We start from the raw sequence: 15,446 nt of genomic DNA, 5'->3' as shown, positions 1-15,446 counted from the left end.
AACCCTGTGGGAGCGGGCTTGCCCGCGATTGCGGTGTTTCAGTACATGATGTTCTGACTGACACGCCTTGATCGCGGGCAAGCCCACATTTTGTCTCTCGCATTCAGTCTGAATACGCGGCCCTAGGCCGCACCCTGCTGGTACTCCCGTGGCGTACAACCGAACTCACGGCGAAACACCGTATGCAAGTACTGCGCGGAGGTGAAGCCGCAGCTCGACGCAATGTCGGCGATGGCCAGGTCGGGGTCGGCCAGGCCCTTGGCGGCGGCGGCGAGTTTGAAGCGCAGGATCTCGTCATGCACGCTGCAGCCGCGCACCTTGCGAAAGTGCGCTTCCAGGGAGGAACGCGACACCCCCACATACGCCGCCACCTGCGCGGTCTTGATGCCCTGGCAGGCGTACTGCCGGATAAACAGCAACGCTTGCATCACATAGGGATTGCCCAAGGGTTGATGCAAGCTGGAGGCCTGCACATTGATCGCATCCGGCGGCACCAGGATCTGCGTCCCGGCGCAGGGTTTTCCGTGCAGCATCTGGTGCAGCAACGCCGCGGCGGTGCGGCCCATGGTTTCCGTGCCCTGGATCACCGAACTCAGCGGCACCCGCGTAAGGGTGCGGGTCAGCGGGTCGTTGTCGATGCCGATCAACGCCACCTCCTCCGGCACGGCGATGCCGGCGGTGAGGCAGGCTTGCAGCAACTGCCGGGCGCGGGCGTCGGTGACGGCGATGATACCGATGGGCTTGGGCAGGCTGTGCAGCCAGGCGATCTGTTGTTCCACCGCGCTGTCCCACAACGGCGCGCTGGTGCCCAGGCCGCGATACACCTCGACGTGCAGGCCATCGCGTTGCAGCAGACGGCGAAAGGCTTTTTCGCGCTCCTGGGCCCAGCGATTGGCCTGGGCCTCGGGCAGGCTGAAACAGGCAAACCGCGTCAGGCCCGCTTCGATCAAATGTTCGTAGGCCAACTTCATCAAGGCGTGGTTATCGGTGGCCACATAAGGAATGCCCTTGGGGTAGGCGCGCGCATCCTCATAAGAGCCCCCCACCGCCACCACCGGCAGCGTGCTCCCGGACAATGCCTCGCCGATCAGCGGGTCGTCGAAGTCGGCGATGATGCCGTCGCCCTGCCAGCGCTCGATGCCTTTGAGGCGACAGAGAAAGTCCTCTTCCAAGAACAAGTCCCAGGACGCGCGGGTGCTGCTCAGGTAGTTGCCGATGCCGGCGATGATGCCGCGGTCGTAGATTTTGCTGCCGTTGAAGAGCAAGGCTATGCGGTGCACGGGCGGTAGGGTTTTCATTGTTGTTGTCCTGGGGCCAGTCGCCACAGACTAGACCCTGCCACTCAAAATCGCACTGTCCTTTGGTGATTTTCATAATCGGCAAGGCCGATGCCGTTGCTAGTATCGAGACACCGCCAAGAACAATAAGGAAAACGCCATGCCGTACTTCCCCGGTGTCGAGAAGGTTCGCTTCGAAGGCCCCAGCAGCGACGCCCCCCTCGCCTTTCGCCATTACGACGCCAACAAGATCATCCTCGGCAAACCCATGCGCGAACACCTGCGCATGGCGGCCTGCTATTGGCACACCTTCGTATGGCCGGGGGCGGATATGTTCGGTGTAGGCACCTTCAAGCGGCCCTGGCAGCGCAGCGGCGACCCGATGGAACTGGCCATCGGCAAGGCCGACGCGGCGTTCGAATTTTTCTCCAAACTGGGCATCGACTACTACAGCTTTCACGACACAGACGTCGCCCCTGAAGGCAGCTCGCTCAAGGAGTACCGCCACCACTTCGCGCAGATGGTCGATCACCTCGAGCGCCATCAGGAACAGACCGGGATCAAGCTGCTCTGGGGCACCGCCAACTGCTTCAGCAACCCGCGCTTTGCCGCCGGCGCCGCGAGTAACCCGGACCCGGAGGTGTTCGCCTACGCCGCCGCCCAGGTGTTCAGCGCCATGAATGCCACCCTGCGGCTCAAGGGCGCCAACTATGTGCTGTGGGGTGGCCGCGAAGGCTATGAAACCCTGCTCAATACCGACCTCAAGCGCGAACGCGAGCAACTCGGGCGCTTCATGCGCATGGTGGTGGAGCACAAGCATAAGATCGGCTTCAAGGGCGACCTGCTGATCGAGCCCAAGCCACAGGAACCGACCAAGCACCAATACGATTACGACAGCGCCACGGTGTTCGGCTTCCTGCATGAGTACGGGCTGGAGCATGAGATCAAGGTGAACATCGAGGCCAACCACGCCACCCTGGCCGGGCACAGTTTCCATCACGAGATCGCCACGGCCGTGTCCCTGGGCATCTTTGGCAGCATCGACGCCAACCGCGGCGACCCGCAGAACGGCTGGGACACCGACCAGTTCCCCAACAGCGTCGAGGAAATGACCCTGGCCACCTATGAAATCCTCAAGGCCGGCGGGTTCAAGAACGGTGGCTACAATTTCGACTCCAAGGTACGCCGCCAGAGCCTGGACGATGTGGACCTGTTCCACGGGCATGTCGCGGCCATGGATGTGCTGGCCCTGGCGCTGGAACGTGCTGCGGCGATGGTGCAGAACGACCGCTTGCAGCAGTTCAAGGACCAGCGTTATGCCGGGTGGCAGCAACCGTTGGGCCAGGCAGTGCTGGCCGGAGAGTTCAGCCTGGCATCGCTGGCCGAGCATGCGTTTGCCCATGAACTGAACCCGCAGGCGGTGAGTGGTCGTCAGGAGATGCTTGAAGGCGTCGTGAATCGCTTTATCTACACCTGATAGGGGTGAACACTGGCACGTGTGGTGAGCGGGCTTGCCCCGCGCTGGGGCGCTTAGCGCCCCCACTACAGGCGAGGTGTTTTTACCTGACACGCTGAGGTGCCTGGTTTTGGGGCTGCTTCGCAGCCCAGCGCGGGGCAAGCCCGCTCACCACAGTAAGCCTACTCACCATAGGTACAGTGTTCGTCTAGAGTCTTCCAACAACAATAAAAGGACGCACCACCATGAAGTCATTCAAACGTACCCTGCTCGCCACTGCCCTGGCCTTGCTCGCCCTGCCGGTCATGGCTGACCCCGCCCACCCGAAGATCGGTTTCTCCATCGACGACCTGCGCCTGGAGCGTTGGTCCCGTGACCGCGATTACTTCGTCGCCGCAGCGGAAAAACTCGACGCCAAGGTCTTCGTCCAATCCGCCGATGCCAACGAGCAAAAGCAGATTTCCCAGATCGAAAACCTGATTTCCCGTGGGGTCGACGTCATTGTGATCGTGCCGTTCAACGCCACCGTGCTCACCAATGCCGTCGCCGAAGCCAAAAAGGCCGGGATCAAGGTGGTGTCCTATGACCGCCTGATCCTCAACGCCGATATTGACGCCTACATCTCCTTCGATAACGAAAAAGTCGGCGAGATGCAGGCCAACGGCGTGCTGCAAGCGGCGCCCAAGGGCAACTACTTCCTGCTCGGCGGCGCGCCCACCGATAACAACGCCAAGGTGTTGCGCGAAGGCCAGATGAAGGTGCTGCAACCGGCCATCGACAAGGGTGATATCAAGATTGTCGGCCAGCAGTGGGTCAAGGAGTGGAACGCCACCGAAGCCTTGAGCATCGTCGAAAACGCCCTGACCCGGAACAACAACAAGATCGACGCCATCGTCGCCTCCAATGACGCCACCGCCGGCGGCGCGATCCAGGCCCTGGCCGCACAGAAGCTGGCGGGCAAGGTGCCGATCTCCGGCCAGGACGCCGACCTCGCCGCGATCAAACGCGTGATCGATGGCACCCAGACCATGACCGTGTACAAGCCGCTCAAGCTGATCGCCTCGGAGGCGGCCAAGCTCTCGGTGCAACTGGCGCGTAACGAGAAGCCGACATACAGCTCGCAATACGACAACGGCAGCAAGAAGGTCGATACCATCCTGCTCACGCCGACGCCGTTGACCAAGGCCAATATCGACCTGTTGGAGAAGGACGGGTTCTACACCAAAGAGCAGCTTGCCGGGCAATGACCGCCATGGCCGACTACTTGCTGCAAATGAACGGCATCGTCAAAAGCTTTGGCGGTGTCAACGCGCTCAACGGCATCGACATCAAGGTACGACCGGGCGAATGCGTCGGCCTGTGCGGCGAGAACGGTGCCGGCAAATCCACCTTGATGAAGGTGCTGTCGGCGGTCTACCCGTATGGCACCTGGGAGGGCGAAATCCTTTGGGACGGCCAACCGCTGAAGGCCCAGTCCATCAGCGAAACCGAGGCGGCCGGCATCGTCATCATCCACCAGGAACTGACCCTGGTGCCGGACCTGTCGGTGGCCGAAAACATCTTCATGGGCCACGAACTGACCTTGCCGGGGGGGCGCATGAACTACCCGGCGATGCTCCACCGCGCCGAAGCCTTGATGCGCGAGCTCAAGGTGCCGGACATGAACGTGGCGTTGCCGGTGTCGCAGTACGGCGGCGGTTACCAGCAATTGGTAGAAATCGCCAAGGCCCTGAATAAACAGGCGCGCCTGTTGATCCTCGACGAGCCCTCCTCGGCGCTGACCCGCTCGGAAATCGACGTGCTGCTGGACATCATCCGCGGCCTCAAGGCCAAGGGCGTGGCCTGCGTGTACATCTCCCACAAGCTCGATGAAGTGGCGGCCGTGTGCGACACCATTGCGGTAATCCGCGACGGCAAGCACATTGCGACCACGGCCATGGCCGACATGGACATTGCGCAGATCATCACCCAAATGGTCGGCCGCGAAATGAGCAACCTCTACCCCACCACGCCCCATGCGGTGGGCGAGGTGATTTTCGAGGCGCGCCACGTCACCTGCTATGACGTCGACAACCCCAAGCGCAAACGCGTGGACGATGTGTCCTTTGTGCTCAAGCGCGGGGAAATCCTCGGCATCGCCGGGCTGGTGGGCGCCGGGCGTACGGAGCTGGTGTCGGCGCTGTTCGGCGCCTACCCCGGCCGCTACAGCGCCGAAGTCTGGCTGGACGGCCAGGTGATCGACACCCGCACACCGCTCAAATCGATCCGCGCCGGGCTGTGCATGGTGCCCGAAGACCGCAAGCGCCAGGGCATCATTCCCGACTTGGGCGTGGGCCAGAACATCACCCTGGCGGTGCTCGACACTTACGCACATATGACCCGCATCGACGCCGAAGCCGAACTGGGCAGCATCGACCAGCAGATCACGCGCATGCACCTCAAGACCGCCAGTCCATTCCTGCCGATCACCAGCCTGTCCGGCGGCAACCAGCAAAAGGCCGTGCTGGCGAAAATGCTGATGGCCAAGCCCAAGGTGCTGATCCTCGATGAACCCACGCGTGGGGTGGACGTGGGTGCCAAGTATGAGATCTACAAACTGATGGGCGCCCTGGCGGCCGAAGGCGTGTCGATCATCATGGTCTCCTCGGAGCTGGCCGAAGTGCTCGGCGTTTCCAACCGCGTGCTGGTGATCGGCGAAGGCCAGCTGCGTGGCGACTTCATCAACGAAGGGCTCACCCAGGAACAGGTACTCGCCGCGGCGCTCAGCCAACACAATAATAATGACCGGAAGACCGCGTAGATGAATCAGCTCAAACAGCTGTTTACCCGCTACAAAATGCTCGCCCTGGTGATCGCCGTGGCGGTGATCTGGCTGTTTTTCAGTTGGCAGACCGAGGGCGGATTTCTCACGCCGCGCAACCTGTCCAACCTGCTACGGCAGATGTCGATCACCGGCATCCTGGCGTGCGGCATGGTGCTGGTGATCATCAGCGGCGAAATCGATTTGTCGGTGGGGTCATTGCTCGGATTATTGGGCGGCCTGGCGGCGATCCTGGATGTGGTGTATCACATCCCGCTGCTGGCCAACCTGAGCCTGGTGGCGCTGTGCGGCTTGATGATCGGCCTGGCGAACGGCTACATGACCGCTTACCTGCGGATCCCGTCGTTTATTGTCGGCCTGGGCGGCATGTTGGCGTTTCGCGGGATTCTGCTGGGGATTACCGGCGGCACCACCATCGCGCCGGTGTCGCCGTCACTGGTGTATGTGGGCCAGGGTTATCTGCCGTATTCGGTCGGTATCGGCCTCGGGGTCTTGCTGTTTGCCCTGACCCTGTTCCTGACCTGGAAACAACGGCGCAACCGCGCACTGCATGGCTTGGCCGCTCACTCGCGGGTGCGCGATGGCGTGCGTGTGGCAGTGATCGGCGCGGTGCTGGCCGGGTTCGTCACCACCCTCAACAGCTATGACGGCATCCCGGTACCGGTGCTGCTGTTGCTGGTGCTGCTCGGCGTGTTCAGCTACGTCACCAGCCAGACCGTGTTCGGCCGCCGCGTGTACGCGGTGGGCAGCAACATGGAAGCCACACGCCTGTCGGGCATCAACGTGCAGGCGGTGAAACTGTGGATCTTCGGCATCATGGGCGTGATGTGCGCCCTCGCCGGCTTGGTCAACACCGCGCGGCTGGCGGCTGGATCACCGTCGGCGGGGAACATGGGCGAGCTGGATGCCATTGCGGCGTGCTTTATCGGTGGCACCTCGATGCGCGGCGGCTCGGGCACAGTGTATGGCGCGTTGCTCGGGGCGTTGGTGATCACCAGCCTGGATAACGGCATGTCGATGCTGGATGTGGACAGTTACTGGCAGATGATCGTGAAGGGCAGCATCCTGGTGCTGGCGGTGTGGGTGGATGTGAGTACGCGCACGGGCCGGCGCTGAACCCACCCCCACAAACACCACAAATCCCCTGTGGGAGGGGGCTTGCCCCCGATAGCGGCAGATCAGTCAATATCCATTTACCTGACCCCCCGCTATCGGGGAGCAAGTCGAATCGCCCCCCCTTCCACAGTTGACTGCATTCCAACGTTGGATCGAGGGGGTCAGTCCTATTCAAACGCCTGTCGATTCTCAGGCGTGATCAACTTGAACGGCACCCAGACCACGGTCGACTCCAGCACCTCGCCGCGTACCAAGCGTAGCGCGGTGTCCACTGCGCCACCGGCCTGGCCGGCGGCATCCTGAAACACGCTGACCGCCATCTTGCCCTCAGCCATCAATTTCAAACCGTCCGGGGTGCCGTCGATGCCGCCGACCCAATAGTCCTTGGCCTGCTTGCCGGCCTTTTCCAGCCCCATGATCGCGCCGATCGCCATTTCATCGTTATTGGCCGCAATGATCGAAAAATCGACGCCCTGCTTGACCCAGTCAATGACAATCGTGGCAGCCTGGCTACGTTCCCAGTTGCCGACTTTTTTCTGTACGACTTTCATATCGGGGTATTTGGCGACGACTTTCTCCACGTCCTCGGTGCGCATCAAGGAGGATGCGTTGGCCGGGTCGCCTACCAGGATCACCACGTTGCCCTTGTAACCGGCACGGCGCGCCAGCTCTTCCATCTGCAACGTCCCCGACTCCAGCTCGTTGGAGCCGACAAACGCGGTCTGCGCCGGCCACTTTTCCGGGTTCGGATTGCGGTTGACGAATACCAGCGGGATCTTGGCGTCCGAGGCCAACTGCATCATCTGCGCCGCACTTTTGCCGTCAACCATCGCGACGATGATCGCATCCACCTTGGCATTGACCAGGTTGCGGAACTGGCGCATCTGCAAATCGACGCTGTCCTGCCCGTTTTCCATAAAGATGTCGACGTTCATGACGCCGGCCTGCTGCTGCACCCCGTTGCGCAGCAGGGTCTGGAAGTTATCGTCGTACTTTGCCATGCCCACACCCAGCAAGGGCGTGGCGGCCTGGGCGGGGCCCGGAATGAGCAGCGTCGCCCCCAAGGCGAGCATTAACCATGTTTTCATGTTCTGACTCCCGCGGCTCAAACGCTGAAATGATGGAGCAGCTCGCGCTGCACTTTGGCCATGTCCGACAGCTCGTGGCTGCTGATGGCCGACTGCTCGGCGCCCTGTGCCGTCTGCTGGGCCGAATCGTTGATCTGGATGACCATCCGACTGGTTTCCTGCACCGTGGCGCTCTGCTCCTCGGTGGCGGCGGCGATCTGAATATTCATGTCGCGGATACTGTCGACCGAGTCGCTCATCGACAGCAGCAAGTCACCAGCGCCCGAGGCCAGGGACACGCATTGGGTGGACTGCGCCTGGCTCTCGTTCATCACGTGCACCACCGAGTGAATCTTTTCCTGCATGAGCCCGATCATGTCCTGGATTTCGCTGGTCGAGGTCTGGGTACGGCTGGCCAGGGAGCGCACTTCATCGGCCACGACCGCAAAACCGCGTCCCTGCTCGCCGGCACGGGCCGCTTCGATCGCCGCATTCAGGGCGAGCAAGTTGGTCTGTTCGGCAATGGTGCGAATGGCAACAACAATGCCCTCGATATTCTGCCCGTACTTCTGCAACTCATCGGTCACCTGCGTGGCCTTGTTCACCTGGTCGGCCTGCTGGCGGATATTGACGATGGTCTCGGCCACGCGCGCCTGTACCTTGTGCGTCAGCTCACTGGTGTCGTCCACGGCCTGGCGGGTGTCCTGCGCGCGCCGGGCCACCTCTTCCACCGTGCTTTCCATCTGCGTCATGGCCGAGGCGGCCGATTGCAAGCGGTCCTTCTGCTCATCCACCACACGGGTGGTCTGCTCGCTGTTCAAGGCGTTGCTCCCGGCGGTCACGGCCAGTGCATCGGCAGAGCCGATCAATTCACGGAAGGTTTTGCGCAGGGCTGCGGTCAGTTCGTTCAGGTAACCGCCCAACTCACCGAACTCGTCTTTACGGCTGACATCGAAACTGACCCGCATGTCACCCGCTGTGAGCGTCTTGAGCACTTCGCGAAACGCCGCCAGCGGACGCCGCAAGCTGAAGGCGACCCACGTGCCAATCAACACCGCCGCCAGCACCGCCAGCACACACGCGATCAATAGCAAGCTGCGGCTGGTGCCGATGGTGGCATTGGCCGACTGACTGGCCTGGTTAGCGACCTCCAGGGACTGGCTGCCAAACTCGCCAATCCGGTCCAGGGTGGCTTTCAGCGCTGCCTCAACCGCATTGCGTTGCTGCTGCACCTGCGCGGCCAGATTGGCCTCCACCTGATAAGCCTGGAACAGGCCGTCAGCGGCGGTCAGGTCAGTCAGCAGGCGATTGACCATGACGCCGGCAATACGCCCTACCCTGGGGTCAATCGCCGTCAGGGCCTGCGCGCGGGTGCTGATCACTTCGTCTTGCAGGTTGAGCACACGCTGTAATTTATCAATGGCGGGCGTCACGGTGTGGGCCGCGAAGCCATCGTAGGATTTGTTGACTTCCAACAGTAGTTTTTCAGCTGCGGCCACTTGTTGCGGTTCGCCGACACTGCGCGCATGCGCGATGTAATCCCGCAGGTAGCTGGTCAGCTGCATCGCCTGCGCACTGCTGTAGCCTTGCAGTTTGCGCGTCAGCGCCAACTGCTGCACATGTTGCATGTGGGACGTCATCAACGCCTGCGCCTGTTCGGCGTAGGCCGCTACCTGTTGGCGCTGCTGCGCCAGGTTCGCCCGCAGTGCCTCATGCTCGCCGGTGTAGGCAACGGTGCTGTCGAGCAACTGATTGAACTGGGCGATGCTCTCGGTAAACGGTCGCTTACCGTCCTCGATCTGCTTGGGGTCGGTGCTGATCTGAATGACCAGCAAGGCCTGGTTGGCGCGCAGGATATGCACGTAGAGTTCACTGGCGGCCCGGCTCAGAGGTGCCGACTGGCCGGTGATAATGGTCAAGCGACTGCTGATGGACTGCGTGTTCTGATAGCTGATCCCCGCCATGATCAGCAATAACAGCACCAACACCGCAAATCCGCCGATCACACGCTGCAATATGGTCATGGCCACCCCTTTTGATTTTTATTCGTTGACCTGAGCGACGACCAGGCGTGCACCTACGAGTTCGGGATCACTCATGATGCTAGTGCCTGTATCGGCTTGTGGGGCTGGGACTTGAGCATCGAACACAGGCTGCTGGTCAAAAAAAAGTGGGAGGGGGCAAGCCCCCTCCCACCTACCTGATGAAATCAGGCTGGGTTTTGCACTGCGATTACTGGCTCAACACCACATCGCGCATCGCCGGGATGTAGCCGTAGTCATAAGCCTCCTGCACAAACGAACGATCGCCCTTCAACACAATCCTGACCGTCGGCGCTTCGGTGCCGCCGATACGGTAGTCATCGCCGGTGGTGGGCACGCTGTCGATAAACGACGTCACCAGGCCATTGGGCATCACGCAGTGGGAGTACGTCTGGAAGGGCTGTGACGGCGGATTGCCGAGCACCAGACCGGAGGCATTCATCAGTGTGTAAGGGCCGAACAGCTGATCACTGACGAACCCATAAACGCCATCCGGGCCCGTCACGCCATCCGCATAGGTGAACTTGTGACTGATGGTGAACAGGTAGTACTTGTTGTCCTGGAACACATAGTGCGGCCGTTCGGTCTGGTCGTTCACGCCAACGGCCGTCACCAGCGGCGGCAAAATCTCCCACTCGTCACCATTGAGGTCTTTGGCCACCGCGATGCCGATACAGCCGACCTGATAACGCGCACCGCCGACATCTTCATGCCCAGGCGGCACCAGGCCAATTTCATTCGGGCCCACTTCGTGCGTCCCGCGCTCGCCGGCAACGTTGCCTTCGAACACCATGTACAACTTGCCATCTTTTGGATCGATAAAGGGGCTGGGATCGCGAAAGTTCCAGGTCGAATTTTGCGCTTCGGTTTGGTAATAGACGCCGTCGGCATCAAACAGCGATTTGACCTGATCAAAGCCCTGCAGGGTAACGCCGGTATCCGACGTAACCACTTGGCCCCTGACTTTGGCAATGGTGGCGCCCGGTGTGACACAGGTGTAGTACAGGTCGATATCACCGTTGTTATTCAGCAGGATCGGTGTGCCTGCCCATTCACGCGTAGTCGGCGATACGCCTTCGGCCATGACACGGCCGCCGAAGATCCAGTCCTTGCCGGTGCGCGAGTACCAGTAGCAGATACGCGCATGGCCATGGCGGTCTTCCCAATCGCGCTTGATGTCGTAACGGCCATCGGCGTTGATGAATTGTGGATCATGGGGACGACGGTCGGCAGTCAGGGTGAAGATCACTGACCAGCCATTGACCGATACCACCGTGCCATCCAGTTCACGCAAGGGCATGGTGTCCCAGATAAAGACCGTGTCACTCATGACAGGAAAGTCAGGACTCACTAACGGCTGTGTCGTCGTCGGGTCATTCTCATTAACTTTCAGCGCATCGGCCCGTGTCCAGCGAGTGGGTGTGTGATTCGCGTGTTTCATGATGATGTCCTTTTGCTAACGCTTAAGTGACAAGCGAAGATTAAATAGCACATGACAGCCAACAACTTAAGAGTGGCTGAAAGAGCAAGAGATAGTTGGCTCTGCAAGTGCGAAACAAGGTTTAACATGGAAGCCTGCCTGTCGCAACATGAAGAATTATTTAGATTACAAAGGCCATCACTGTATTTATATCCTTGATATAAATACAGTGGCACCCGTATTAAATGATCGTTAAGTAGACAGCTAGCTAATCAACTACCAAAGATCAGGGCTACCGACTGGGCGCCGGCATTCTTCTGGGTAAAGTCCTTGGCTTGTGCGGCGGTCTTCAAGGTATAGCCATAGTTGGAAAGGGCCGTCCATTGCGCTTTAGGCGACTTCTGGTTGGTGATCGGCGGGACACTGTTGGTATCGGTGAACGTGCCAGTGCCTTTGTCGTCCAACATGCCTTTATTTTGGCTGCCTTCGCCAAAGTAGTTACTTTCAGAAAGGATATTGGCGTTTTGTGCCAGGGTAAAACCGAGGTGGAAGTTATTGATGTAGTTGTTGTACACATGAAAATAACCGTAACGCATCAAGCCAGGCGCACGCACTTCCATGTTGTCGAAGCGGTTATGGCACAGCGTCAGGCGCGGGTAACCATTGAACTCTGCTTTATTGTCATCCGCCGGGTGGCCGAAGATCAGGCCATACTTGTGACTGCCAAAGAAGCAGTTGCTGATGGTGGCATAATCGGCCTTTTCACCGATATACAGCAGTTTATCTTCACTGCCATCAGTGGTGGACCAGCTGTGCCCGACGAAAGAGCAATGGTCAATCCAATACTTGCTGCCGTAGTTCAAGTACACCTGGATATCGTCATTGGCCTTGATACTTGCCGAATGCTTGAAGATAAGATTCTGCAGAATAATGTTCTGCGACTGCGCCGTTGCACGCAGGTGAATATTCTCCAGGGTGCGGTTCTGGAACGAACCAATCAGGGTCTTGTTGGCGCCCATGTTGACTTTGGTCAGGCTCGACGCCGAGATATTACTGTTGATCACCAGTACCCGTGGGGTGGTGTCGCCGATATTGGCCTTGAGTTGATCGAGTGTGGTGATACTGACCACAGGGCCGGACCAGCCACCTGTCACTTTTGCCGCTTGGGCGAAACCGATCAAACCGGTGAGTTTGCTTTCTGGATAAGACATGAGTTCCCTCTCTATCAATAAAATGGCTCGGTAAGACGAGCCTGTGTATCAAGTTAATCCGTTAACTTGCACACAGTGTTTGGCAGGACTGAGGTTGCCGGGTGTTGGTCGATCAGCGCTTAAACACTGTGTTTATGTACAGTATTCTTGATTGGCTGGATCGTCAACCCTTACGCAGCCAAAAAGAAATGTGGGAGGGGGCAAGCCCCCTCCCACATTTGCCCTGCTGTGTTCTTTTGGCCGTTACTTGGACACAGGCATCGCAAACTCCGCGCCCTGCTCGATGCTTTCCGACCAACGCTGCATGATCGACTTCTGCTTGGTGTAGAAGCGCACGCCCTCAGTGCCGTAGGCATGCATGTCGCCAAACAGGCTCTTCTTCCAGCCACCAAACCCGTGCCACGCCATCGGCACCGGAATCGGTACGTTGATGCCGACCATGCCCACTTCGATCCGGCGTGCAAACTCGCGGGCGATGTTGCCGTCGCGGGTGAAGCAGCTGACGCCGTTGCCGAATTCGTGGTCGTTGACCAGCTTGATCGCTTCGCCGAAGTCATTCACGCGCACGCAGGCCAGCACCGGGCCGAAGATTTCTTCGCGGTAGATGCTCATCTCTTTGGTCACATGGTCAAACAACGTCGCGCCGAGCCAGAAACCGTTTTCAAGGCCCGCTTCGGTGGGCACGTAGTCACGCCCGTCGAGCAGCAATTGCGCGCCGGCCTGCACGCCTTGTTCGATGTAGCCGCTGATGCGCTCCAGCGCCGCACGGGAAACAATCGGGCCCATCTCGGCTTTCAAATCGCGACCGTCGGTGATGCGCAGTTGCTTGGCGCGTTCAGTCAGGGCGGCGATGACTTTGTCACCAACATCGCCCACCAATACCGCCACCGAGATGGCCATGCAGCGTTCGCCCGCACTGCCGTAGGCGGCGCCCATCAGGGCGTCGACGGTTTTTTCGATATCGGCGTCGGGCATCACCACCATGTGGTTTTTCGCGCCGCCCAGGCCTTGCACGCGCTTACCGTTGCGCGCGCCGGTCTCGTAGATGTACTGGGCAATCGGCGTGGAGCCGACAAAGCTCACGGCCTTGACGTCCGGGTGTTCGATCAGTGCGTCCACCGATTCCTTGTCGCCCTGCACCACGTTGAACACGCCTTTGGGCAAGCCGGCTTCACGCAGCAGTTCGGCCATGAACAACGACGCGCTCGGGTCGGTCGGGCTTGGCTTGAGGATGAAGGTGTTGCCCGCCGCGATGGCGATCGGGTACATCCACATCGGTACCATCACCGGGAAGTTGAACGGCGTAACACCGGCCACCACGCCCAGCGGCTGGCGCATCGTCCAGTTGTCCATGCCACGGGAGACCTGGTCGGAATGCTCGCCCTTGAGCAGGTTAGGAATGCCGCAGGCAAATTCGAGGATGTCGATGCCACGGTCGACTTCGCCCTGGGCATCGGTGAAGACCTTGCCGTGTTCGGCGACGATGATGCGCGCCAGGTCGTCCTTGCGCTCGCGCAACAGATGCAGGTATTCGAACAACACACGGGCGCGGCGGATCGGCGGCGTATCGGCCCAACCGGCGAAAGCGGCCTGGGCAGCGGCGACGGCTTCGGCAACGGTCTGGCGGCTGGCCAAGGCGACACGGCCGGTTTTTTCGCCGGTGGCCGGGTTGTAGACGTCCTGATAGCGATCATCGCGGCTCACGCGCTGGTCGTTGATGTAGTGCTCGATTGTCGTTGTCATGGCAGTAGATCCCAGGTGGGTAGCGTTGGGACACACGATAGACTTTCGGTTTGTTCCAAACCAGAGCAGAATCCAGAACTTATTGTCCATATAAGCGAACAATAGACCCATGGAAAAATCCGAGATCGAAGGCCTGTGGACCCATATCCACTGGCTCTCCGTGCTGGAGGAACAAGGCACCTACACCGCCGCTGCCGCGCGTCTTGGCGTGAGCAAGTCGGCCGTCAGCCAGCGTATTTCCGACCTGGAAAAAGCCACCGGCACACGGCTGGTGACGCGAACAACGCGCAGTGTGCGGCTGACCGATGCGGGGCTGTCGTTGACGCGAGAGGTGCGCAGCGCCTATGAACAGATCGCCCGCAGCTTCTCGTCGGTGCGCGACTCGGCCGGGGAGATTCGCGGGCTGGTGCGCCTCACCGCGCCCGTGGCGTTCGCCCGTCAGCAACTGGTGCCGCACCTGTCGGAGTTCTTGCAACAGTACCCGCAGGTGCGTATTCAACTCGACGTGTCGGACGCCCTGAGTTCATTGGCCGCCGAGGGCTACGACCTCGCCGTGCGCCACGGCTTCCAGGTCCCGGAAACCCATGTGGCCTGGAAACTGTGCGACACCGGCTCGGTGCTGGTCGCCACCCGGGACTACCTGCAACGCCACGGCGAGCCACGCGAGCCCGGCGACTTATCGGCCCACAACTGCCTGTTCTACCCACGCGGCACCGACCAGCCCGCCTGGACCTTCGAACGCGGCAGCAAAAACGTCGAGCGCCTCACCGTGCCCATCGCCGGCAGCTTCGCCACCAATAACAGCGAGGCCTTGCGCGACTCGGCGCTCAATCACCTGGGCATCGCCCTGCTCCCGGACTTCAGCGCCCATGCCGCCCTGGCCAGCGGCACGCTGGTGCAGGTGCTCACCGACTGGACGCTCAAGGGCGCGTTTGCCGATGAGATCTACCTGATCCGCCCTTACTCGCCCCATGTGCCGAAGTCAGTGAGTGCATTGGTCAGCTATTTGAAGGAGAAATTGTCAGGCGGGTTTCGATACACCGGCGGTTAATCACTGCTAGGTGTTGGGGCTGCTTCGCAGCCCAGCGCGGGGCAAGCCCGCTCACTACAACAGCTCTAGCTGGGCATGGGGCGGACGACAGCCTATAAGCACCTGAAGCAACTCAAGGGCTGACCTGCCATTGTGGTTTTGGAAGCTCTTGTGGTGAGCGGGCTTGCCCCGCGCTGGGGTGCGAAGCGGCCCTGATTCAGTCAGCGCATTTTTTCAGGTAACCATCACTGCTAGTGTTGGGA

Annotated in this window: 11 protein-coding genes and 1 pseudogene; 5 read left to right on the top strand and 7 right to left on the bottom strand. The window is 60.3% G+C overall.

From position 1 onward, the window contains the following. Positions 1–122: 122 nt before the first annotated feature. Positions 123–1,298 carry a XylR family transcriptional regulator gene (locus AO064_RS04695; RefSeq protein ID WP_012723531.1) on the bottom strand — a complete coding sequence of 392 codons (1,176 nt, stop codon included), beginning with the start codon at positions 1,296–1,298 and terminating at the stop codon, positions 123–125. Between the two features lie 139 nt (positions 1,299–1,437). Between AO064_RS04695 and xylA the strand changes: the two genes are divergently transcribed. From xylA to AO064_RS04675, 4 genes are all read left to right on the top strand, one after another. Then, a complete protein-coding gene (gene xylA / locus AO064_RS04690; protein ID WP_012723530.1) occupies positions 1,438–2,754 on the top strand; it encodes a xylose isomerase in 1,317 nt (438 codons plus the stop codon). Between the two features lie 224 nt (positions 2,755–2,978). Beyond that, positions 2,979–3,980, top strand: coding sequence for a D-xylose ABC transporter substrate-binding protein (gene xylF / locus AO064_RS04685; RefSeq protein ID WP_012723529.1), 1,002 nt, complete (start codon positions 2,979–2,981; stop codon positions 3,978–3,980). Further along, the gene (gene xylG / locus AO064_RS04680) at positions 3,977–5,533 is read left to right on the top strand and encodes a D-xylose ABC transporter ATP-binding protein (protein ID WP_064052577.1); all 1,557 of its coding nucleotides are present in this window, start codon (positions 3,977–3,979) and stop codon (positions 5,531–5,533) included. Before xylF ends, xylG begins: the two co-directional genes overlap by 4 nt. Next, complete coding sequence (locus AO064_RS04675; protein ID WP_046035386.1) at positions 5,534–6,670, top strand: sugar ABC transporter permease; 1,137 nt, start codon at positions 5,534–5,536, stop codon at positions 6,668–6,670. 167 nt (positions 6,671–6,837) lie between these two features. Here the strand turns inward: AO064_RS04675 and AO064_RS04670 are convergent, their stop codons facing one another. The 6 genes and pseudogenes from AO064_RS04670 to AO064_RS04650 form a co-directional block, all read right to left on the bottom strand. Continuing rightward, complete coding sequence (locus AO064_RS04670; protein ID WP_012723525.1) at positions 6,838–7,758, bottom strand: substrate-binding domain-containing protein; 921 nt, start codon at positions 7,756–7,758, stop codon at positions 6,838–6,840. Positions 7,759–7,775: 17 nt separating this feature from the next. Further along, on the bottom strand, positions 7,776–8,531 hold the full coding sequence (locus AO064_RS31680; RefSeq protein ID WP_370636462.1) for a methyl-accepting chemotaxis protein: 756 nt from the start codon (positions 8,529–8,531) through the stop codon (positions 7,776–7,778). Between the two features lie 102 nt (positions 8,532–8,633). Beyond that, positions 8,634–9,053: pseudogene (locus AO064_RS31675) on the bottom strand (HAMP domain-containing protein); the annotation flags it as partial. 916 nt (positions 9,054–9,969) lie between these two features. Continuing rightward, positions 9,970–11,220, bottom strand: a complete 1,251-nt coding sequence (locus AO064_RS04660; RefSeq protein WP_064052575.1) for a glycoside hydrolase family 68 protein — start codon at positions 11,218–11,220, stop codon at positions 9,970–9,972. A 251-nt stretch (positions 11,221–11,471) separates the two neighbouring features. Beyond that, a complete protein-coding gene (locus AO064_RS04655; protein ID WP_012723522.1) occupies positions 11,472–12,410 on the bottom strand; it encodes a pectate lyase family protein in 939 nt (312 codons plus the stop codon). A 243-nt stretch (positions 12,411–12,653) separates the two neighbouring features. Then, entirely contained in the window at positions 12,654–14,153 is a 1,500-nt protein-coding gene (locus tag AO064_RS04650) for a CoA-acylating methylmalonate-semialdehyde dehydrogenase (protein ID WP_064052574.1), read from the bottom strand. Between the two features lie 109 nt (positions 14,154–14,262). Between AO064_RS04650 and AO064_RS04645 the strand changes: the two genes are divergently transcribed. After that, entirely contained in the window at positions 14,263–15,204 is a 942-nt protein-coding gene (locus tag AO064_RS04645; protein ID WP_064052573.1) for a LysR family transcriptional regulator, read from the top strand. The last annotated feature ends 242 nt before the right edge of the window (positions 15,205–15,446 follow it).

Source organism: Pseudomonas marginalis, from assembly GCF_001645105.1.
Classification (GTDB): domain Bacteria; phylum Pseudomonadota; class Gammaproteobacteria; order Pseudomonadales; family Pseudomonadaceae; genus Aquipseudomonas; species Aquipseudomonas petroselini.
Note: the sequence above shows the minus strand (reverse complement) of the source record. Positions and strands in the feature narration are given on the sequence as shown.

What these genes read in the sequence shown, in the direction of transcription:
- AO064_RS04675 (WP_046035386.1), top strand. Translation starts at nt 5,534, where the DNA reads ATGAATCAGCTCAAACAGCTGTTTACCCGCTACAAAATGCTCGCCCTG.
- xylG (WP_064052577.1), top strand. Translation starts at nt 3,977, where the DNA reads ATGACCGCCATGGCCGACTACTTGCTGCAAATGAACGGCATCGTCAAA.
- AO064_RS04660 (WP_064052575.1), bottom strand. Translation starts at nt 11,220, where the DNA reads ATGAAACACGCGAATCACACACCCACTCGCTGGACACGGGCCGATGCG.
- AO064_RS04655 (WP_012723522.1), bottom strand. Translation starts at nt 12,410, where the DNA reads ATGTCTTATCCAGAAAGCAAACTCACCGGTTTGATCGGTTTCGCCCAA.
- AO064_RS04695 (WP_012723531.1), bottom strand. Translation starts at nt 1,298, where the DNA reads ATGAAAACCCTACCGCCCGTGCACCGCATAGCCTTGCTCTTCAACGGC.
- AO064_RS04670 (WP_012723525.1), bottom strand. Translation starts at nt 7,758, where the DNA reads ATGAAAACATGGTTAATGCTCGCCTTGGGGGCGACGCTGCTCATTCCG.
- xylA (WP_012723530.1), top strand. Translation starts at nt 1,438, where the DNA reads ATGCCGTACTTCCCCGGTGTCGAGAAGGTTCGCTTCGAAGGCCCCAGC.
- AO064_RS04650 (WP_064052574.1), bottom strand. Translation starts at nt 14,153, where the DNA reads ATGACAACGACAATCGAGCACTACATCAACGACCAGCGCGTGAGCCGC.
- xylF (WP_012723529.1), top strand. Translation starts at nt 2,979, where the DNA reads ATGAAGTCATTCAAACGTACCCTGCTCGCCACTGCCCTGGCCTTGCTC.
- AO064_RS04645 (WP_064052573.1), top strand. Translation starts at nt 14,263, where the DNA reads ATGGAAAAATCCGAGATCGAAGGCCTGTGGACCCATATCCACTGGCTC.